This window comes from Enterobacter sp. BIDMC 29 (assembly GCF_019378755.1).
Classification (GTDB): domain Bacteria; phylum Pseudomonadota; class Gammaproteobacteria; order Enterobacterales; family Enterobacteriaceae; genus Enterobacter; species Enterobacter ludwigii.
This window is the reverse complement of the sequence record NZ_CP080000.1, coordinates 733,313-752,894: the sequence shown is the minus strand read 5'-3', so window position 1 is coordinate 752,894 and position 19,582 is coordinate 733,313. Positions and strand designations below refer to the sequence as shown.

16 protein-coding genes are annotated in these 19,582 nt (G+C 54.0%); 10 read left to right on the top strand and 6 right to left on the bottom strand.

Going from position 1 to position 19,582, the window contains the following annotated elements; all coding sequences use genetic code 11:
• Positions 1-64: 64 nt before the first annotated feature.
• On the top strand, positions 65-1,174 hold the full coding sequence (locus tag JTA15_RS03390; protein ID WP_025204540.1) for a YcbX family protein: 1,110 nt from the start codon (positions 65-67) through the stop codon (positions 1,172-1,174).
• Here the strand turns inward: JTA15_RS03390 and zapC are convergent.
• Positions 1,171-1,713: a cell division protein ZapC gene (gene zapC, locus JTA15_RS03385; protein ID WP_014169420.1), complete on the bottom strand. Its 543-nt coding sequence runs from the start codon at positions 1,711-1,713 to the stop codon at positions 1,171-1,173. The genes JTA15_RS03390 and zapC overlap by 4 nt on opposite strands.
• 165 nt (positions 1,714-1,878) lie before the next feature.
• The gene (gene pyrD / locus JTA15_RS03380; RefSeq protein WP_210864210.1) at positions 1,879-2,889 is read right to left on the bottom strand and encodes a quinone-dependent dihydroorotate dehydrogenase; all 1,011 of its coding nucleotides are present in this window, start codon (positions 2,887-2,889) and stop codon (positions 1,879-1,881) included.
• A 249-nt stretch (positions 2,890-3,138) separates the two neighbouring features.
• Here pyrD and ssuE point away from each other — a divergent pair, with 249 nt between their 5' ends.
• The 5 genes from ssuE to ssuB are packed head-to-tail and all read left to right on the top strand — an operon-like array spanning position 3,139 to position 7,379.
• Positions 3,139-3,714 carry an NADPH-dependent FMN reductase gene (ssuE, locus tag JTA15_RS03375; RefSeq protein WP_014169418.1) on the top strand — a complete coding sequence of 192 codons (576 nt, stop codon included), beginning with the start codon at positions 3,139-3,141 and terminating at the stop codon, positions 3,712-3,714.
• The gene (locus tag JTA15_RS03370; RefSeq protein WP_020884802.1) at positions 3,707-4,669 is read left to right on the top strand and encodes a sulfonate ABC transporter substrate-binding protein; all 963 of its coding nucleotides are present in this window, start codon (positions 3,707-3,709) and stop codon (positions 4,667-4,669) included. The genes ssuE and JTA15_RS03370 overlap by 8 nt, the downstream gene beginning before the upstream one ends.
• Complete coding sequence (gene ssuD, locus JTA15_RS03365; protein WP_219372861.1) at positions 4,666-5,811, top strand: FMNH2-dependent alkanesulfonate monooxygenase; 1,146 nt, start codon at positions 4,666-4,668, stop codon at positions 5,809-5,811. Before JTA15_RS03370 ends, ssuD begins: the two co-directional genes overlap by 4 nt.
• Positions 5,812-5,820: 9 nt before the next feature.
• Complete coding sequence (gene ssuC, locus JTA15_RS03360) at positions 5,821-6,612, top strand: aliphatic sulfonate ABC transporter permease SsuC (protein WP_219372860.1); 792 nt, start codon at positions 5,821-5,823, stop codon at positions 6,610-6,612.
• On the top strand, positions 6,609-7,379 hold the full coding sequence (ssuB, locus tag JTA15_RS03355; protein ID WP_040017069.1) for an aliphatic sulfonates ABC transporter ATP-binding protein: 771 nt from the start codon (positions 6,609-6,611) through the stop codon (positions 7,377-7,379). Before ssuC ends, ssuB begins: the two co-directional genes overlap by 4 nt.
• A gap of 43 nt (positions 7,380-7,422) precedes the next feature.
• On the opposite strand, the gene pepN is transcribed toward ssuB, so the two are convergent.
• Complete coding sequence (gene pepN / locus JTA15_RS03350) at positions 7,423-10,035, bottom strand: aminopeptidase N (RefSeq protein WP_014169413.1); 2,613 nt, start codon at positions 10,033-10,035, stop codon at positions 7,423-7,425.
• A 255-nt stretch (positions 10,036-10,290) separates the two neighbouring features.
• On the opposite strand from pepN, the gene pncB reads away from it, so the two are divergent.
• The 4 genes from pncB to aspC all read left to right on the top strand — a co-directional run bounded on the left by pncB (position 10,291) and on the right by aspC (position 16,160).
• Positions 10,291-11,493, top strand: a complete 1,203-nt coding sequence (gene pncB, locus JTA15_RS03345; RefSeq protein WP_025204545.1) for a nicotinate phosphoribosyltransferase — start codon at positions 10,291-10,293, stop codon at positions 11,491-11,493.
• A gap of 170 nt (positions 11,494-11,663) precedes the next feature.
• Positions 11,664-13,064: an asparagine--tRNA ligase gene (gene asnS / locus JTA15_RS03340; protein WP_032677806.1), complete on the top strand. Its 1,401-nt coding sequence runs from the start codon at positions 11,664-11,666 to the stop codon at positions 13,062-13,064.
• A gap of 631 nt (positions 13,065-13,695) precedes the next feature.
• Positions 13,696-14,784: a porin gene (locus JTA15_RS03335; protein WP_014169408.1), complete on the top strand. Its 1,089-nt coding sequence runs from the start codon at positions 13,696-13,698 to the stop codon at positions 14,782-14,784.
• 185 nt (positions 14,785-14,969) lie between these two features.
• Positions 14,970-16,160: an aspartate transaminase gene (gene aspC, locus JTA15_RS03330; RefSeq protein ID WP_020884809.1), complete on the top strand. Its 1,191-nt coding sequence runs from the start codon at positions 14,970-14,972 to the stop codon at positions 16,158-16,160.
• Between the two features lie 50 nt (positions 16,161-16,210).
• Here aspC and JTA15_RS03325 read toward each other — a convergent pair whose 3' ends face one another.
• From JTA15_RS03325 to ldtD, 3 genes are all read right to left on the bottom strand, one after another.
• On the bottom strand, positions 16,211-16,858 hold the full coding sequence (locus tag JTA15_RS03325; protein ID WP_219372859.1) for an MBL fold metallo-hydrolase: 648 nt from the start codon (positions 16,856-16,858) through the stop codon (positions 16,211-16,213).
• Positions 16,859-16,878: 20 nt separating this feature from the next.
• Positions 16,879-17,430: a YcbK family protein gene (locus tag JTA15_RS03320; protein ID WP_014169403.1), complete on the bottom strand. Its 552-nt coding sequence runs from the start codon at positions 17,428-17,430 to the stop codon at positions 16,879-16,881.
• 176 nt (positions 17,431-17,606) lie between these two features.
• A complete protein-coding gene (gene ldtD / locus JTA15_RS03315) occupies positions 17,607-19,430 on the bottom strand; it encodes a L,D-transpeptidase (protein WP_219372858.1) in 1,824 nt (607 codons plus the stop codon).
• Positions 19,431-19,582: the final 152 nt, after the last annotated feature.

Below are 19,582 nucleotides of genomic sequence, written 5' to 3'. Positions count from 1 at the left end.
TTATAGCTAATATGGCGTGTATGTCATAAAGTTGAAGGCTTATTTTCATTCGAGGGGCTGTGCAGTGGCGACGTTATCCAGGCTTTTTATTCATCCGGTGAAATCCATGCGCGGGATCGGCGTTTCACACGCGCTGGCCGACATGAGCGGATTTGCCTTCGATCGTATCTTTATGGTCACCGAACCTGACGGTACGTTCATTACCGCACGCCAGTTCCCACAAATGGTTCGCTTTACCCCTTCCCCGCTTTATGACGGTTTGCATCTCACCGCGCCGGATGGCTCCAGCGTGGTGATCCGCTTTGCTGATTTTGCGCCTGTCGAAGCGCCAACGGAAGTGTGGGGCAATCATTTTACCGCGCGCATCGCCCCGGATGACATTAACCGCTGGCTGAGTGGCTTCTTCTCCCGGGATGTGCAGCTGCGCTGGGTCGGCCCGGCGCTGACGCGGCGCGTTAAGCGCCACGAGGCGGTCCCGCTCTCTTTCGCGGACGGCTTCCCCTTCCTGTTGACTAACGACGCCTCCCTGCGCGACCTGCAGCGTCGCTGTAAAGCTAGCGTCCAGATGGAGCAGTTTCGTCCCAACCTGGTTGTTACAGGCGCTGACGCCTGGGAAGAGGATACCTGGAAGGTGATCCGTATCGGCAGCGTGGTATTTGATGTCGTGAAGCCCTGCAGCCGCTGTATCTTTACCACCGTCAGTCCCGAAAAAGGCCAGAAACACCCTTCCGGCGAACCGTTAAAAACCCTGCAGTCATTCCGCACAGCGCAGGACAATGGCGATGTGGATTTCGGCCAGAACCTCATTCCGCGCTCAAGCGGCGTCATCCGCGTGGGTGACGAAGTCGAAATTCTCGCCCGTGGGCCCGCAAGAGTGTATGGCGCAGGTCAGGAAGAAGAGTTCGTCGACGTTGAGACGCCGGCCAGCTCGCCCGTAGACATTCACTGGCAGGGCACCGTTATCCGCGGCAACAATCAGCAGGTTTTACTTGAACAGCTGGAACAAGCGGGGATCCGCGTACCTTACTCCTGCCGGGCAGGCATCTGTGGGTGCTGTCGAATCAAGCTGGTCGAAGGGGAAGTCAGCGCGCTGAAAAAATCCGCGATTGGTGATGATGGTACAATTCTGTGCTGCAGCTGTATTCCGAAAACGTCGGTACAGCTGGAAGCTTAAACGGCCTGCTCGAGGCTGAAAGCGTCTACGCGTTGCTGCGGTTTCAGCCTGTCATTCATTACCTTAATGGCATCCCCCAGTTGCATCGTCCGCCCGGCAATGGTCACACCGGGCTGGGCCAGCAGACAGAGCGCGGCATTTTCGCCAGGCTCAACCACCAGCAGGCTCACCTCTTCAGCGGTATCGCTCAGGTTTACGCTCGCCGCATCGCCGGTGGCGGGGGACCAGTTCATGCTGTGCGGTAAAAAATGCCAGCTTTTCGGCATTTGCGGTTTCAGGAATCGAATTGCCACTAACGCGTTTAATACCAGTTCGGCACGCTGCTCTTTAGAAAGCACCAGGTCGCGGCATTTTTCTTCAAAGGAGAAATAAAGCGCAGCGTCGTCAACACAAAAGCCTGACGGGGAGAAGGCGTCCGGGGTTAACATTCGGCGAGCAAAACGGGAACGAAACAACATACCATTGGCTAAATCGAGCATCATGCGGTCATGCTCGTCACAAAAATACCAGCGCCAGTTATCGTCAGGTTTAATTCGCATGTTTCTCTCCCGTCCCCAAACTTCCTGTACTAAAAATGTCCTGTTCGCCGCTTCGTTTATAACACCATTAATAAAAGACTATAATGACTAAATAAGCAACAATGACGGAATATAAAACAACCAGGGCTGGAAATAAAGCCCTGGTTGTCTGATAAAGAGAAAAGATTAGATATGAGTAACGATTTCTTTAATCAGCTGCGGTCCTTTAAAAATAAAACCGGAATAGATTTGCACCAGTGAGGCACCCGCCGCCATCTTCTCGCGAGCCGCAATCACGGAGTCGATACCACCGACGCCAATAATCGGCAGTCGTCCTTTTAATTCTGCTGACAGGGCACGAATAATTTCTGTGCTTTTTAATTGTACCGGACGTCCACTTAACCCACCCGCTTCGTCACAGTTTTTCATTCCCTGAACGAGCGAGCGATCGAGTGTGGTATTGGTCGCAATCACCCCGTCAATATTATGGCGAACTAAACTGTCGGCAACCTGGATCAATTCTTCAGCAGAAAGATCCGGTGCGATCTTAACCGCAACCGGAACATATTTATGGTGGATCGCCTGAAGCTCATTTTGTTTATTTTTAATGGCACCCAGAAGATCGTCCAGTGCTTCGCCATATTGTAAAGAGCGCAGACCTGGGGTATTTGGTGAGGAAATATTCACCGCAATATACCCCGCGTAGGCATAGACTTTTTCCATACAAATCAGATAGTCATCTTTACCCTGCTCTACCGGCGTGTCTTTATTTTTGCCAATATTGATGCCTAATACACCATCAAAATGGGCTTTTTTTACGTTCTCAACAAGGTGATCAACGCCGAGGTTATTAAAGCCCATGCGGTTGATCAGCCCTTCGGCTTCGACCAGGCGGAACAGACGCGGCTTATCATTACCTGGCTGCGGACGCGGCGTGACGGTACCGATTTCGATGGAGCCAAAGCCCATCGCGCCCAGGGCATCAATGCACTCACCATTTTTATCCAGACCCGCCGCGAGACCCAGCGGATTTTTAAAGGTCAGGCCCATGCATTGCACAGGTTTTTCCGGCACGTTTTGACGCACCAGTGCGGCCAGCGGCGTTCCGGTAATACGACGTAACTGCTGGAATGTAAATTCATGAGCGCGCTCAGGATCGAGCTGGAAAAGGGCTTTACGAACGAAGGGGTAGTACATGAACTCTCCTGGATTCCCGGTGTGCAAACCGGGAGGGGATTATGTGCGATCCGGCCCGGAAAGGGAATTGACCTGTGGCAAAAAAAACACCGTTAGACGCAATCGTTTACCTCGCAGCCCCGTTCTTATGCGCTTTTTCGCATTTTAATTGCAGATAAATCATTTAGTGGAATAACCGGGCAGTGTCACACTCCTGAAAATTGTTATGAATGTTAGATAAAAGCAAACAATTAGTTATAAGGAGCATGCATGCGCGTCATAACCCTGGCCGGAAGTCCACGATTCCCCTCTCGCTCCAGCGCACTGCTGGAATATGCCCGTGAAAAGCTCAATGCTCTGGATGTGGAAGTATGCCACTGGAATCTGCATAACTTCGACCCCGAGGATCTGCTCTACGCCCGTTTTGACAGTCCGGCGCTGCAAACGCTGACTGAACAGCTTAAAGGGGCTGATGGCTTAATCGTGGCGACGCCTATCTATAAAGCTTCGTTTTCCGGGGCCCTGAAAACCCTGCTCGATCTGCTGCCTGAACGTGCGCTGGACGGCAAAGTAGTCCTGCCACTGGCAACGGGCGGCACGGTGGCCCATTTACTGGCGGTGGATTATGCCCTCAAGCCGGTACTCAATGCGCTAAAAGCGCAGGAGATCCTCCACGGCGTCTTTGCCGACGACTCGCAGGTTATCGATTATCAACACAAACCTCACTTCACGCCGAATCTGCAAACCCGTCTCGACAGCGCCCTTGAAACCTTCTGGCATGCCCTGCACCGCAGAGATATCCACGCCCCGGCGTTTAACCATTCACAGGGAGTCGCCCATGTTTAAAAGATTAACCCGTCTCGGACTGGCCGGGCTGTTAGCGCTCACCTCGCTGGCCCACGCGGCAGAGACGGCGCCTGAACATTTACGCATCGGCTATCAGAAAGGCAGCGTCAGTATGGTGCTGGCTAAAAGCCATCAGCTTCTGGAAAAACGCTTCCCGAAGACCACATTCTCCTGGATTGAGTTCCCTGCTGGCCCGCAAATGCTGGAAGCCCTGAATGTCGGAAGCATCGACCTCGGCAGCACCGGGGATATTCCGCCAATATTCGCGCAGGCGGCGGGGGCCGACCTGGTTTATGTCGGCGTTGAGCCGGCCAAGCCGAAGGCTGAGGTCATTCTGGTCCCTGAAAATAGCACCATTAAGACGGTCGCCGATCTCAAAGGCCACAAGGTTGCATTCCAGAAAGGCTCAAGCTCGCATAACCTGCTGCTGCGGGCCCTGCAGGAGGCCGGGCTTAAATTCACCGACATTCAACCCGTTTATTTGACGCCGGCTGATGCTCGCGCCGCTTTCCAGCAGGGCAATGTCGACGCGTGGGCTATCTGGGATCCCTACTACTCCGCAGCTTTACTGCAGGGTGGCGTGCGGGTATTAAAAGATGGCACCACGCTGAAACAAACCGGCTCGTTCTATCTTGCCGCGCGCCCGTATGCGGAAAAGAATGGCGCTTTTATTCAGGATGTTCTCAACACCTTTACTCAGGCGGATGCGCTAACGCAAAGCCAACGTCAGGAAAGCATTACCCTGCTGGCGAAAACCATGGGCTTACCTGAGCCGGTGATCGCGAGCTATCTCGATCACCGTCCACAGACCACCATTACCCCGGTGGACGCACACGTCGCTGCGCTGCAGCAGCAAACCGCAGATCTCTTCTATCAAAATCGCCTTGTTCCAAAACAGGTGAATATTCGCGAACGCATCTGGCAACCCGCAGGCAAAGAAGGAACCAAATCATGAGTCTGAATCTTTTCTGGTTTTTACCCACCCACGGTGATGGACACTATCTTGGCACAGAAGAGGGTTCACGCCCGGTTGACCACGGCTATCTGCAGCAGATTGCGCAGGCAGTTGACCGAATCGGTTTTACCGGCGTACTGATCCCCACCGGACGCTCGTGCGAGGATGCGTGGCTGGTAGCCGCATCGATGATCCCCGTGACCCAACGCCTGAAGTTCCTCGTGGCACTGCGTCCGAGCGTGGTCTCCCCGACCGTCGCGGCGCGCCAGGCGGCAACGCTCGACAGGCTCTCTAACGGCCGGGCCCTGTTTAACCTGGTCACCGGAAGCGATCCGCAGGAGCTGGCGGGTGACGGCGTGTTCCTCGATCACACCGAACGCTATGAAGCGTCCGCCGAGTTCACCCGCGTCTGGCGACGTCTGCTGGAGGGGGAAACCGTCACCTTCGAAGGTAAACATATTCACGTTCGCGACGCCAGGCTCTACTTCCCGCCGGTGCAGCAGCCGCGCCCTCCTCTTTACTTCGGCGGCTCATCAGATGTGGCGCAGGATCTGGCGGCTGAACAGGTTGATCTCTACCTCACCTGGGGTGAGCCGCCCGAGCTGGTCAAAGAGAAAATTGCCCAGGTACGCGCCAAAGCGGCAGCGCATGGTCGCAAGGTGCGCTTTGGTATTCGCCTGCATGTGATTGTGCGTGAAACCAATGAAGAAGCCTGGCAGGCGGCCGACCGGCTGATCGCGCATCTGGATGATGAGACTATCGCTAAAGCTCAGGCGGCGTTTGCGAAAACCGACTCCGTCGGCCAGCACAGAATGGCGTCATTGCACAACGGTAAGCGCGAGAATCTGGAGATCAGCCCGAACCTGTGGGCGGGCGTCGGCCTGGTGCGCGGCGGTGCGGGTACCGCGCTGGTCGGCGACGGTCCAACGGTGGCTGCACGGATCAATGAATACGCGGACCTGGGTATCGACAGTTTTATCCTCTCCGGTTATCCGCACCTGGAAGAGGCCTACAAAGTGGGCGAGCTGTTATTCCCGCATCTTGATGTCACCATCCCGGACGTACCGCAGCCCCGCCAGCTCCAGCTTCAGGGCGAAGCCGTGGCTAACGAGTTTATCCCGCGAAGAGCCGCACAAAGTTAAGGAGTTGCCATGACTGCCCCCTTACAAAAATGGTTGCTACGTGCCGCCCCATGGTTTTTACCCGTTGGCATTGTGCTTGTCTGGCAACTCGCGTCCTCTGCCGGCTGGCTGTCGAGCCGTATCCTGCCCTCTCCGGAGGGCGTAATAGAGGCATTCTGGTCGCTGAGCGTCAGCGGCGAACTCTGGCAGCATTTGGCCATCAGCTCATGGCGTGCGGTAATTGGTTTTTCGATTGGCGGAAGCATCGGCCTGGTACTGGGTCTGATCAGCGGGCTTTCTCGCTGGGGCGAGCGGCTGCTCGATACCTCCATTCAGATGCTGCGTAACGTGCCGCATCTGGCGCTGATTCCGCTGGTCATTTTATGGTTTGGTATTGATGAGAGCGCCAAAATTTTTCTCGTCGCGCTGGGTACGCTGTTCCCGATTTACATTAATACCTGGCATGGGATCCGCAACATCGATCGCGGACTGGTCGAAATGGCACGCAGTTACGGCCTGACCGGTTTTGCCCTCTTTATGCATGTGATCCTGCCGGGCGCCCTGCCCTCCATAATGGTCGGCGTGCGCTTTGCGCTCGGCCTGATGTGGCTGACGCTGATTGTGGCAGAGACCATCTCTGCAAACTCAGGGATTGGCTATCTGGCGATGAACGCCCGCGAATTCCTGCAAACGGACGTGGTGGTGGTGGCCATTATCCTCTATGCCCTGCTCGGCAAACTTGCCGACGTCAGCGCCCAGTGGCTGGAACGCAGCTGGCTGCGCTGGAATCCAGCCTATATTTCACAGGAGGCTAAAGCATGAATACTGCCCGACTGACTCAGGGTACACCGCTGCTCCTTAACGGTGTCACGAAGCGCTATGGCGAAAACACGATTCTCAACGCGCTGGACCTGCATATTCCTGCCGGACAATTTGTCGCCATTGTGGGCCGCAGCGGCGGCGGCAAGAGTACGTTGTTACGCCTTTTAGCCGGGCTGGAATCCCCCAACGGCGGCGAAATTCTGGCAGGCGCGACACCGCTGGCCACTATTCAGGACGATACCCGCATGATGTTTCAGGACGCGCGCCTGCTGCCCTGGAAAACGGTGATTGATAATGTCGGACTGGGCCTCAACGGCAACTGGCGGGATGAAGCCCGCCAGGCGCTGGCCGCCGTAGGGCTGGAAAACCGTGCGGGTGAATGGCCTGCGGCGCTCTCCGGCGGGCAAAAGCAGCGCGTGGCGCTGGCGCGGGCGCTGATACATCGTCCGGGCTTGCTGCTGCTGGATGAGCCACTCGGCGCGCTCGACGCCCTGACGCGAATCGAAATGCAGGACCTGATTGCCGCACTCTGGCAAAAGCATGGCTTTACGGTACTTCTGGTGACGCATGACGTGAGCGAAGCCGTCGCGATGGCAGACCGCGTGCTGCTAATAGAAGAAGGGAAAATCGGTCTTGATGTCACGGTCGATATTGCGCGTCCGCGCCGCGTAGGGTCGGTAAGACTGGCAGAGCTGGAGGCGGAAGTGCTGAATCGGGTGATGAAGCGCGGGGTCAGCGAGCGAGCGTTAATGACGGCTCACGGGTGACATCCTCCCTCTCCCACGGGGAGAGGGAGGATGGGTCTTTCGATCAGGCCAGTGCCTTAGCGATCTTCTCGTACAGATCGCCAGACAGGTTTTCCAGCCCTTTCAGTTGCTCAAGCGCAGCACGCATTTTCGCCTGGCGCTGTGCATCATAGCGTTTCAGACGGATCAGCGGCTCAATCAGGCGTGACGCCACCTGTGGGTTACGGCTGTTCAGCTCGGTCAACATTTCCACCATAAACTGATAACCGCTGCCATCTTCCGCATGGAACGCCGCCGGGTTGCTGCTGGCAAACGCACCAATCAGGGAACGTACGCGGTTTGGGTTGCTCATGGTGAAGGAGCGATGCTTCAGCAGACTGCGTACATTGCTGAGGGCATCGGCCGCCGGGCTGGTGGCCTGCAGGATGAACCACTTGTCCATCACCAGACCATCCTGATGCCACTTGTCATCGTACTCCTGCATCAGCGCATCACGGCACGGCAGTTCGGCGGCAACACTTGCAGCCAGGGCGGCCAGCGCGTCGGTCATGTTGTCTGCTTCGTGATACTGCTTGCTCACCAGCGTGTTTGCCAGCTCGCGCTCACCAAAGGCCAGATAACGCAGGCAGGTGTTACGCAGGGAACGTTTACCGATGTCAGCATGTTCCACACGATAAGCGTCAAGCTTATTGGCGTTGTAGATTGCGAGGAATTCGTCCGCAAGCTCGTTCGCCAGCGTACGGGTTAGCGCTTCACGCACCGCCACAATGGCAATCGGATCGATGATGTCGAACAGTTCGGCGATTTCGCCTGCGGATGGCAACGTCAGAATTTCAGCCGCCAGCGCCGGGTCAATCTTCTCATCCAGCAGGACTGCGCGGAATGCATCCGCAACGTGAACCGGCAGCGACAGCGGCTGGCCCTGCTGATGACGATTAACGTTCAGCTTGATGTAGGTCGCCAGCAGGCTTTGCGCCGCATCCCAGCGTGAGAAGTCATTGCGCGCATGGCGCATCAGGAACGTCAGTTGCTGGTCGCTCCACTTATATTCCAGTTTCACGGGCGCAGAGAATTCGCACAGCAGCGCGGGAACCGGCTGGAAATAGACGTTATCAAAGATAAAGGTCTGTTCCGCCTGGGTCACGTTCAGGACGTGGTGGACCGGATGACCGCCCTTCTGCAGCGGGATCACGTTACCCTCGTTGTCATACAGTTCAATACTGAACGGAATGTGCAGCGGGTGTTTTTCTTCCTGCTCTGCCGTTGGCGGCGTGCGCTGGCTGATGGTCAGGGTGTACTGCTCGGTTTCCGGATTGTAGTCGTCTTTGACGGTAACAATCGGCGTGCCGGCCTGGCTGTACCAGCGGCGGAAATGGGAAAGATCGACATTAGACGCATCCTCCATCGCCTGCACAAAATCGTCGCAGGTGGCTGCGCTGCCGTCATGACGCTCGAAGTAGAGCTGCATCCCTTTCTGGAAGTTCTCTTCACCCAGCAGGGTATGGATCATGCGGATAATTTCCGCCCCTTTTTCGTACACCGTCAGGGTGTAGAAGTTATTCATCTCGATGACTTTATCGGGACGGATAGGGTGTGCCATTGGGCTGGCATCTTCCGCAAACTGCAGGCCACGCATGGTGCGCACGTTGTTAATGCGGTTCACCGCACGGGAACCCAGATCCGAACTGAACTCCTGGTCACGGAAGACGGTCAGGCCCTCTTTCAGGCTCAGCTGGAACCAGTCACGGCAGGTGACGCGGTTTCCGGTCCAGTTATGGAAATACTCGTGTCCGATGACGCGTTCAATATCCAGGTAATCTTTATCGGTCGCGGTATCGGTACGTGCCAGGACGTATTTGGAGTTAAAGACGTTAAGACCTTTATTCTCCATCGCGCCCATGTTGAAGAAGTCGACAGCAACGATCATATAGATGTCGAGGTCATACTCGAGGCCAAAGCGCTCTTCATCCCACTTCATGGAGTTGATAAGCGAGGTCATCGCCCATGGCGCGCGGTCCAGGTTGCCGCGGTCGACGAACAACTCCAGCGCGACGTCGCGGCCTGAACGGGTTTTGAACGTATCACGCAGCACGTCGAAATCACCCGCCACCAGCGCAAACAGGTAACACGGTTTCGGGAACGGATCCTGCCACTGTACCCAGTGGCGACCGTTTTCCAGCTCGCCTTCACCTACGCGGTTGCCGTTGGAAAGCAGGAACGGATAGAGGGTTTTATCGGCGATGATTTTCGTTGTAAAGCGTGCCAGCACGTCCGGGCGGTCAAGATACCAGGTAATGTGGCGGAAACCTTCGGCCTCACACTGGGTGCACAGGGCCACGCCAGACTGGTAAAGCCCTTCCAGCGCCGTGTTGGCAGCCGGGCTGATTTCATTCACGATGCGCAGCGTAAAGCGTTCCGGCAGGTTGTCGATAACCAGCTGGTTGCCTTCTATTTTATAGTCAGACCATGCTTGATCATTGATCTGCACGGAGACCAGCGTCAGGTCTTCACCATCCAGACGCAGCGGCACAGCCGTCGCGCTCTGGCGCGTGAGCTGGCTTACCGCCGTGACAACGGTTTTAGTGGCATCCAGGTCAAAAGTCAGATCGATATCGCTAATCAGGTAATCCGGCGCACGGTAGTCGTGGCGGTATTTGGCTTGTGGCTGTTGTGTCATAGAAAACCTTATGCATCGTTTGTCGAATAACGAATCCAGTCTATTCCTGTTGTGTAAAACGCGCTATGCAGAATGTTCATCTTTTCAGGTACAAACACCTTTTTCGCTACATTTGTATAACACGGGGCACAAAATGCCCTCGACCATAAAGAGCGCTTATGTTGTGATCGGGGTTCAATAAATCACTAAACAAGGTATACTCCGGAGTTGTTTATTGTACTAAACGCTCCTGTGAGAGGATGCTACTGCGCACCTATGACTCAATTCGCTTCTCCTGTTCTGCATACATTGCTGGATACCGACGCGTATAAACTGCATATGCAGCAAGCCGTTTTCCACCATTACTATGACGTCCATGTCGCGGCGGAATTCCGCTGCCGTGGTGACGACTTGCTCGGTATCTACGCAGACTCCATTCGTGAACAGGTCGATGCTATGCAGCATCTGACGCTGCAGGACGACGAATATCAGTGGCTCTCTGGCCTGCCCTTCTTTAAAGCTGACTACCTGAACTGGCTGCGCGACTTCCGCTATAAGCCGGAGCAGGTGACCGTGGTCAATGATAACGGCAAGCTGGATATTCGTCTTGAAGGCCCGTGGCGTGAAGTGATCATGTGGGAAGTTCCGCTTCTCGCGGTGATCAGTGAACTGGCCCACCGCTACCGTTCGCCGGAAACCGGCGTTGAGCAGGCGGTCGCGTCGCTGGAAAATAAACTGGCCGCATTCTCAACGCTGACCGAAGGGCTGGATATGTCCCGCTTCCGCCTGATGGATTTTGGCACGCGTCGCCGTTTCTCTCGCGAAGTGCAGCAGGCTATTGTGAAGCGTCTGCAGCAGGAGCCGTGGTTCGTGGGCACCAGCAACTACGATCTGGCACGTCGTCTGGATCTGACCCCAATGGGTACCCAGGCGCATGAGTGGTTCCAGGCGCATCAGCAGATAAGCCCGGACCTGGCAAACAGCCAGCGCGCCGCACTGGCCGCGTGGCTGGAAGAATATCCCAATCAACTGGGCATCGCGCTTACCGACTGTATTACGATGGACGCGTTCCTGCGTGATTTTGGCCCTGAATTTGCCGAACGTTATCAGGGATTACGCCATGATTCCGGGGATCCGGTTGAATGGGGTGAAAAGGCCATTGCCCATTACGAAAAACTGGGCATTGACCCGATGAGCAAGGTGCTGGTCTTCTCCGATAACCTCGATCTGGCGAAAGCGGTCGATCTCTATCGTCATTTCACCTCCAGAATTAACCTGAGCTTTGGGATTGGCACCCGTCTGACCTGCGACATCCCTCAGGTAAAACCTCTGAACATCGTGATAAAACTGGTGGAATGTAACGGTAAGCCGGTAGCGAAGCTCTCCGATAGCCCCGGTAAAACCATCTGCCATGACAAAGCCTTTGTGCGCGCATTACGCAAAGCATTCGATCTGCCGCAGATCAAAAAAGCCAGTTAACTGCTTTCGGGAGCCTTTCAGGCTCCCCTCTCCTCAATTTATTTCTTAATTCTTCTCTTTTGACTGCGAAATCTGCTTGTCTGATGGCGGATGCCAGGTAACATAGATATCCCCCCCCAGTAAGGGTGGACAAGTGTTTATTTTTTCCGACTATTAACAGAGAGAATATTATGAGCGTTGTGCCTGTAGCCGACGTACTCCAGGGCCGTGTCGCCGTTGACCAAGAAGTCACCGTGCGCGGATGGGTGCGTACTCGCCGAGATTCTAAAGCTGGCATCTCCTTCCTTGCCGTCTATGACGGTTCCTGCTTTGATCCTGTACAGGCCGTCATTAATAATTCTCTGCCCAATTACAATGATGACGTTCTGCGCCTGACAACGGGTTGTTCCGTTATCGTAACCGGTGTTGTTGTGGCATCACCTGGTCAGGGTCAGAGTTTCGAAATTCAGGCCTCAGCCATTGAAGTCACTGGCTGGGTTGAAGATCCAGACACCTACCCAATGGCGGCAAAACGTCACAGCATCGAATACCTGCGTGAAGTGGCGCACCTGCGTCCACGCACCAACCTGATTGGTGCGGTTGCCCGTGTGCGTCATACGCTGGCGCAGGCGCTACATCGTTTCTTCGACGAGCAGGGTTATTTCTGGGTGTCTACCCCACTGATCACCGCGTCCGATACGGAAGGCGCGGGTGAAATGTTCCGCGTCTCTACGCTGGACATGGAAAACCTGCCGCGTACACCAGAAGGTAAAGTGGACTATGACAAAGACTTCTTCGGTAAAGAGGCCTTCCTGACGGTTTCTGGCCAGCTCAACGGGGAAACTTACGCCTGCGCGCTGTCCAAAATCTACACCTTTGGTCCAACCTTCCGTGCAGAAAACTCCAACACCAGCCGTCACCTGGCGGAATTCTGGATGCTGGAGCCTGAAGTGGCGTTCGCAGATCTGGATGATGTCGCGGGTCTGGCAGAAGCGATGCTGAAATATGTCTTCAAAGCGGTGCTGGAAGAGCGTCCTGACGACATGAAATTCTTCGCAGAGCGTGTCGACAGCGATGCAGTCGCACGTCTGGAGCGTTTCGTCTCGGCAGATTTCGCGCAGGTGGACTACACCGACGCGGTGGCCATCCTCGAGAAATGCGGTGAGAAGTTTGAGAACCCGGTTTACTGGGGCGTTGACCTGGCGTCTGAGCACGAGCGTTACCTGGCCGAGAAGCACTTCAAAGCACCGGTTGTGGTGAAAAACTACCCGAAAGACATTAAGGCCTTCTATATGCGCCTTAACGAAGACGGTAAAACCGTTGCGGCGATGGACGTCCTGGCACCGGGCATTGGTGAAATCATCGGTGGTTCTCAGCGTGAAGAGCGTCTTGACGTTCTGGACGCACGCATGGAAGAGATGGGCCTTAATCCTGCGGATTACAGCTGGTATCGCGATTTACGCCGTTACGGTACCGTCCCGCATGCCGGTTTTGGTCTGGGCTTTGAGCGTCTCATCGCCTATGTCACCGGTGTTCAGAACGTCCGTGACGTTATTCCATTCCCACGCACACCGCGTAACGCCAGTTTCTAATCGACTGAATAACAAATGGCCAGCAATTGCTGGCCATTATTTTATTCTGCATTGTCAGTTTTCGTCAGCGCAAAGTCAGCATTTTTAAACCACAACCCCGTTACAACCACTACCTGTTACGTTTTGTTTCCACGAAACATCTGCGCACAAAAAATAAACCCTATTCTTATTGCGCTTATTGCAATCTGAAGCAATAGCACAAATTTCAACCAGATTTACAGCCATCCAGAAGTCTCTTTTGGGTCATAAGAAAAAATGAGCCGTTTGGCTTCTGTTTATACGAATTGCCTTTATCTAAATTAATTATAAGCTTTTCATATAGATATCAAAGAATCTGCCGTTTAATTCGCCAGTGGACGCTGAAATTTGAGGTGGTTCACAAAGTTCCGAAAAATACATATTTGGTTACACATGATTTCTTTTTGTAACTTAATCTTGAGAATTGTAGCACTTTCAGGCTAGCGAAACGGTTCTATGAATGGAAAGATGCCTGTCAGATACATAAAGACACCTAACTCTCATCAATAGTTCCGGAAATATTTATTGACAGAATTTATTGACAGAATTTATTGACAGAATTTATTGACGGCAGTGGCGAGTGTCATAAAAAAACCAATGAGGGTAATAAATAATGATGAAGCGCAATATTCTGGCAGTGGTAATCCCTGCCCTGCTGGTAGCCGGTGCAGCTAACGCTGCAGAAATCTATAACAAAAGCGGCAACAAACTGGATCTGTACGGGAAAGTGGTTGGTGAGCACGACTTCGTTACCTCTGGTGACAACACTGACAGCAACGACGCTACCTATGCTCAGATCGGTTTCAAAGGCGAGACTCAAATTAACGACCAACTGACTGGTTTCGGTCAGTGGGAATACCGTGCTCTGGCAAGCCAGGCAGAAAGCAACCAGACTCAGCGTACCCGTCTGGCATTCGCCGGTCTGAAAGCGGGTGATGCAGGTTCCATCGACTACGGCCGTAACTACGGTATCGTATACGACGTAGAATCCTACACCGATATGGCACCATCTTTCTCAGGTATGACCTGGGCAAACTACTCTGACAACTTCATGACTGGTCGTAACTCTGGTCTCCTGACTTACCGCAACTCAGACTTCTTCGGTCTGGTTGATGGTCTGAGCCTGGGCCTGCAGTATCAGGGCAAAAACGAGCGTACTGACGTGAGAACCGCTAACGGTGACGGTTTCGGTACCTCTGTAGGTTATGAGTTCGGTGAAGGTTTCGGCCTGATCGGCGCATACAGCAACTCTGACCGTACTGACGCGCAATCCGCAGACGGCAAAGGCGAGAAAGCGGAAGCATGGGCTGTTGGTGCTAAATACGATGCGAACAACATCTACCTGGCAACCACCTATGCTGAAACGCGTAACATGACCCGTGAAGACGACGGTTCTTTCGCAAACAAAACGCAGAACTTCGAAGTTATCGCTCAGTACCAGTTCGACTTCGGTCTGCGCCCATCCGTGTCCTACGTGCAGTCTAAAGGTAAAAACCTTGCACAACGTGGCACCTTCGCTGGCGGCGATGCTGACCTGCAGAAATTCGTTGAACTGGGTGCAACTTACTACTTCAACAAAAACTTCAACATCTATGTTGATTACCAGCTGAACCTGATCGACGACACCGACTACTCTCGTAGCGTGGGTATCGTGAACGGTAAAGACGACCAGGTTGCAATGGCTGTAACCTACCAGTTCTAATCAGTACACCACGTTGTTATATGCTTAATGAACAGGGCTTCGGCCCTGTTTTTTTTATGTCTGATAGCAAAAAATGGCGACTTTTGAAAAGCCGCACGCTTTTTGTCGCAAACGGTTGGCATTTTGTAAATCTACCGTTAACCTGATAGCGGATTTCACTTCTGTAATCACAATGGAACTTCGTCATGTTTGAGAACATTACCGCCGCTCCTGCCGACCCTATTCTGGGCCTGGCCGATCTGTTTCGTGCCGACGACCGCCCTGGTAAAATCAACCTGGGTATTGGTGTATATAAAGATGAAACCGGCAAAACCCCGGTGCTGACCAGCGTTAAAAAAGCTGAGCAGTATCTGCTGGAAAATGAAACCACCAAAAATTACCTCGGTATTGATGGTATCCCTGAATTTGGTCGTTGCACTCAGGAACTGCTGTTCGGCAAAGGCAGTGCAATTGTGAGCGACAAGCGTGCGCGTACAGCACAGACCCCTGGCGGTACCGGCGCGCTGCGCGTCGCGGCGGATTTCCTTGCGAAAAACACCTCTGTTAAGCGTGTCTGGGTGAGCAACCCAAGCTGGCCAAACCACAAGAGCGTATTCAACTCTGCAGGCCTGGAAGTCCGCGAATATGCTTACTACGACGCAGCTAACCACTCTCTAGACTTCGACGGTCTGCTGGCCAGCCTGAATGAGGCTCAGGCGGGTGATGTGGTGCTGTTCCACGGCTGCTGCCACAACCCAACCGGTATTGATCCAACGCTGGAACAGTGGGAACAGCTGGCGAAGCTCTCCGTAGAAAAAGGCTGGCTGCCGCTGTTTGACTTTGCATACCAGGGCTTCGCCCGTGGTCTGGAAGAAGATGCGGAAGGTCTGCGCGCTTTTGCTGCCGTGCATCAGGAACTGATCGTGGCAAGCTCTTACTCCAAGAACTTCGGTCTGTACAATGAGCGTGTCGGTGCTTGTACGCTGGTTGCGGCGAATACTGAAACCGTTGATCGTGCATTCAGCCAGATGAAATCCGTGATCCGCGCTAACTACTCTAACCCGCCTGCACACGGTGCCTCTGTCGTTGCGACTATCCTGAGCAACGATGCACTGCGTGCTATCTGGGAACAAGAGCTGAACGATATGCGTCAGCGTATTCAGCGCATGCGTCTGCTGTTTGTGAACACCCTTGCGGAGAAAGGCGCTGACCGTGACTTCAGCTTTATTATTAAGCAGAACGGTATGTTCTCTTTCAGCGGCCTGACCAAAGAACAGGTTCTGCGTCTGCGTGAAGAGTTTGGCGTCTACGCCGTGGCGTCTGGCCGCGTCAACGTTGCAGGCATGACCCCAGACAATATGGCGCCGCTGTGCGAAGCCATCGTCGCCGTGCTGTAAATTGCACCCATAAAAAAAGCCTGCGTAATGCAGGCTTTTTTTTATTCTGGTTACCAGACAGGCATTTCGTCCTGAAGGAACGGGTTATGGAGTCGTTCATAACCCAGCGTCGACATCGGACCGTGTCCAGGGATAAACGTCACATCATCGCCCAGCGGCAACAAATTCTGTTTAATCGACTGAATCAGCTGTCCGTGGTCGCCACGTGGAAAATCGCTGCGTCCTACGCCACCTTTGAAAATCACATCGCCGGAAATCAGCAGACGGGACTGGTCATCAAAGAAGACAATATGGCCTGGCGTATGCCCAGGACAATGCAACACCTGTAAAGTCACATTCCCTACGTTAACGCGCTCTCCTTCATTTAGCCAGCGATCGGGCGTCAGGGGCAGACACTCATCAAGGCCAAACATGCGGCTCTGGGCTGGTAAACCCTGCAGCCAGAACTCATCTTCTTTTTCCGGACCGATCACAGGCACACCGAAGTGCTGTGCCAGCTCCGCCGCCGCACCAACATGATCAAGATGACCATGCGTCAGTAAAATCTGCATCAGCGTGACACCGCTATCAGCGACTTCCTGCTTGATTTTCTCAGCGTCACCGCCGGGATCGACAAGCGCGGCCAGTTTGGTTTGCTCACACCAGATTAATGAACAATTCTGGGAGAATGCAGTAACCGGAATAATACGATAGTTCATACTGCTCCTGTGTTTCGTTATTACCAGTGCCGGACCGGACCGGTATCAATATGCACAAAGTTGCTACTTGGGTAATATCCTACACCACCTGCGCGCATAGATAACGCAGCTTTGCGAATATTGGCTAACGAAACGCCTTCAATATGGAAATCCATTGCCTGTCCCTTCGTGTGATAGCTTTTTTTCGCTACCCCACGGCTGTGGGCGCGCAGTTCATTATTGGTATCAACAGAGCGATAACCAGAAATAAGCTGCACTGGCTTGCTGGTACCCAGCAGGCCCTGAAGGCGGAATAACTGATCAAACAGTCCTGGGTCGATGGCTTTTATTTTATTCGCGCGGAAATCACGGAAAAAATGGTTAAGTCTTGCTAATTCATCCTGAATATAGCCTCTGCCATCGAAGAACTCCGCTTTTAACGACTCACCGGTGTGGAGATTGTTGAGCGTTAAAACTCGCGGACGAGGTGTCGAGAGGGTGGCAAATGCTGGCGTCGGCAAGATGGCCGCTGCGCCGAGCGCAACACCACCTAACGCCAGCAGTTTGCGGCGATTAGCGTCAAATTTGTCCATGATAATCAGGTCTACAGGTCAATGTTTATCGTAAATATGCTTAGCGCACGAAGGGCACCTTAACTGGCAAAGCTGACTACGTCAAGGCACCCAACCCCAGTAAATACGCGGCCTCCAGCCATATAGCCCCGTATTCACCATTACTTACGACAACCTATTTTCCCGAACTGCTTCATTTACCTGATTAATTGTTCAGCTTTTGGCAAAATTTGTGCGCCGGATCGCGCCGTGAGATCATAATTGTAAATATCTGTACGATACTGCGTCCGCCCGTCCTCACCCACAAACGCCGTCAGATAATAAAGATTGACCGGAATATTATGACGAATATTAACGTAACGCGTATCCCCCTGCTTCAGGGCGTCAGAGATGCGCGTATCGTTCCAGCCTGCATCCTGCAACAGCATATTAGCCAGCTCCGAGGCTTTATTGACACGCACACAGCCTGAACTCAGCGCGCGGGTGTCTTTCTGGAACAGATTGTGGTTCGGCGTATCGTGCAGATAGATAGCATCTGAACTCGGCATATTGAACTTGTAGCGTCCGAGCGAGTTATGCGCACCGGGTGCCTGCTGGAACCGGAATGGCAGATTAGACGCGGTAATGGTTGACCAGTCGACCATATAGGGGTCTATCGCCTCTTTGCTGTTCCAGCCGCGCATCACCGTATAGCCATGGCGTTCCAGGTAACCCGGATCGTTCCAGACCTTGGGCAGAATGTCTTTACGTGCCAGCGTCGGCGGTACGTTCCACGGCGGATTAACCACCACGTTGTTCAGCGCACTGCTCATCATCGGCGTTTTGCGATCGGGACGTCCCACAATCACGCGTGACGCCAGCACTTCACTGCCGTTCTGGTAATAGACCAGCGAATACGCCGGAATATTCACCATGATGCCGGTAGAGAGGGTCCCTGGCAGCAAGCGTAAACGCTGGATATTGAGCGCCAGCACCCCTGCCCGCTGCGCAGGTGAGACGTTCAGCCAGTCGCGTGTTGACTGGCCAATCACGCCATCAGCACCCAGCCCCTGAGCAGCCTGAAACTGCTTAACCGCTGCAACCAGCTCCCGATCGTAGGCCGCGGGCTTATCACTCAGAACGGCAGCTTTTTTCTCTTTCACCGGGGCTGACGGGCTGACAACGACGCTTTGCGCATCGTCACCCGGCAGGGCAATTTTAGGCCCGCTATTCAGAATACCGGAGCGTTTGAGGATCTCACGCAAGGCTGGCACATCGCTGCTCCACTGTCCAGGACGCAGCGTCGCGGTACCACGCATCTGCGGCCATGGACGTGAATCCCCGACCAGTTCCAGAAGCGACTGATGCATGGTCGCGTATTGCGGATGTGCCGGCGCGAGGCTCGCAATAAAGCGCGGCAGATCGCCACTATCCAGTGCCAGTTGCCACTGGTTAATTACCGACAGTGCCGGAGTCGCCAGCTTGTAAGGCTTATCGCTGTACAACCAACGGTTACCATTGACCGGAATACCGGCCACAAACTGGAGATACCCCATCATGGCATCGGAAAGCACCACGTCCCGCGCCTGCCCGGTGACAGCAGGATCGGTTAAGAGCTCAACCCATTTTGTGAACTGCGGCTGGAACCCTGCAATGGCGACTTCTGCCAGCTGTTGCTGGAAGGCACGCACGGCATCACGGTTTTCCCACATGGGTTTCATGTCACGCGCCGCATAGAGCAGCGTGAGCTGGCTGGTATAGACAGGCGTGTAGCCTGCTGGCAGCCCAGACAGCAACTGCTGGCGAAGCGATTCCGCGTCGATGCCTTCTGGCAACGGTTTAATACCGGCCATGATGGCCGTCGCAGGAGACTGCTCCAGCGGTTGAGACAGCGACGTTGGCTGTGTGCCAGTCGTTGCTGTGCTGTCAGTCGGCACAATTTCAGGCTCGTCGGCCTGAGCGGTTAACAGTGGAGCAAACGTCACTGCCAGGCATAAACTTAGCGCAGACAGCTGACGACCACATTTTTTCTTTAGCAACATCCCTTGCCCCCTGTTTTCACGACATGCCCATCACGTTGGGGCTTTCTTTTATTATAGGGTGACGGCAAACCTGTTGCCTTACCTTATGTAAAGAAGTTTAAAGATAACGCAGCCTTAAACACAAGTTAAGCGAAAAAAAAAGCGGCGCTGGT

What these genes read in the sequence shown, in the direction of transcription:
- pncB (WP_025204545.1), top strand. Translation starts at nt 10,291, where the DNA reads ATGACTCAATTCGCTTCTCCTGTTCTGCATACATTGCTGGATACCGAC.
- ldtD (WP_219372858.1), bottom strand. Translation starts at nt 19,430, where the DNA reads ATGTTGCTAAAGAAAAAATGTGGTCGTCAGCTGTCTGCGCTAAGTTTA.
- ssuC (WP_219372860.1), top strand. Translation starts at nt 5,821, where the DNA reads ATGACTGCCCCCTTACAAAAATGGTTGCTACGTGCCGCCCCATGGTTT.
- JTA15_RS03320 (WP_014169403.1), bottom strand. Translation starts at nt 17,430, where the DNA reads ATGGACAAATTTGACGCTAATCGCCGCAAACTGCTGGCGTTAGGTGGT.
- ssuD (WP_219372861.1), top strand. Translation starts at nt 4,666, where the DNA reads ATGAGTCTGAATCTTTTCTGGTTTTTACCCACCCACGGTGATGGACAC.
- zapC (WP_014169420.1), bottom strand. Translation starts at nt 1,713, where the DNA reads ATGCGAATTAAACCTGACGATAACTGGCGCTGGTATTTTTGTGACGAG.
- pyrD (WP_210864210.1), bottom strand. Translation starts at nt 2,889, where the DNA reads ATGTACTACCCCTTCGTTCGTAAAGCCCTTTTCCAGCTCGATCCTGAG.
- aspC (WP_020884809.1), top strand. Translation starts at nt 14,970, where the DNA reads ATGTTTGAGAACATTACCGCCGCTCCTGCCGACCCTATTCTGGGCCTG.
- asnS (WP_032677806.1), top strand. Translation starts at nt 11,664, where the DNA reads ATGAGCGTTGTGCCTGTAGCCGACGTACTCCAGGGCCGTGTCGCCGTT.
- ssuE (WP_014169418.1), top strand. Translation starts at nt 3,139, where the DNA reads ATGCGCGTCATAACCCTGGCCGGAAGTCCACGATTCCCCTCTCGCTCC.
- JTA15_RS03335 (WP_014169408.1), top strand. Translation starts at nt 13,696, where the DNA reads ATGATGAAGCGCAATATTCTGGCAGTGGTAATCCCTGCCCTGCTGGTA.
- ssuB (WP_040017069.1), top strand. Translation starts at nt 6,609, where the DNA reads ATGAATACTGCCCGACTGACTCAGGGTACACCGCTGCTCCTTAACGGT.
- JTA15_RS03325 (WP_219372859.1), bottom strand. Translation starts at nt 16,858, where the DNA reads ATGAACTATCGTATTATTCCGGTTACTGCATTCTCCCAGAATTGTTCA.
- JTA15_RS03370 (WP_020884802.1), top strand. Translation starts at nt 3,707, where the DNA reads ATGTTTAAAAGATTAACCCGTCTCGGACTGGCCGGGCTGTTAGCGCTC.
- pepN (WP_014169413.1), bottom strand. Translation starts at nt 10,035, where the DNA reads ATGACACAACAGCCACAAGCCAAATACCGCCACGACTACCGTGCGCCG.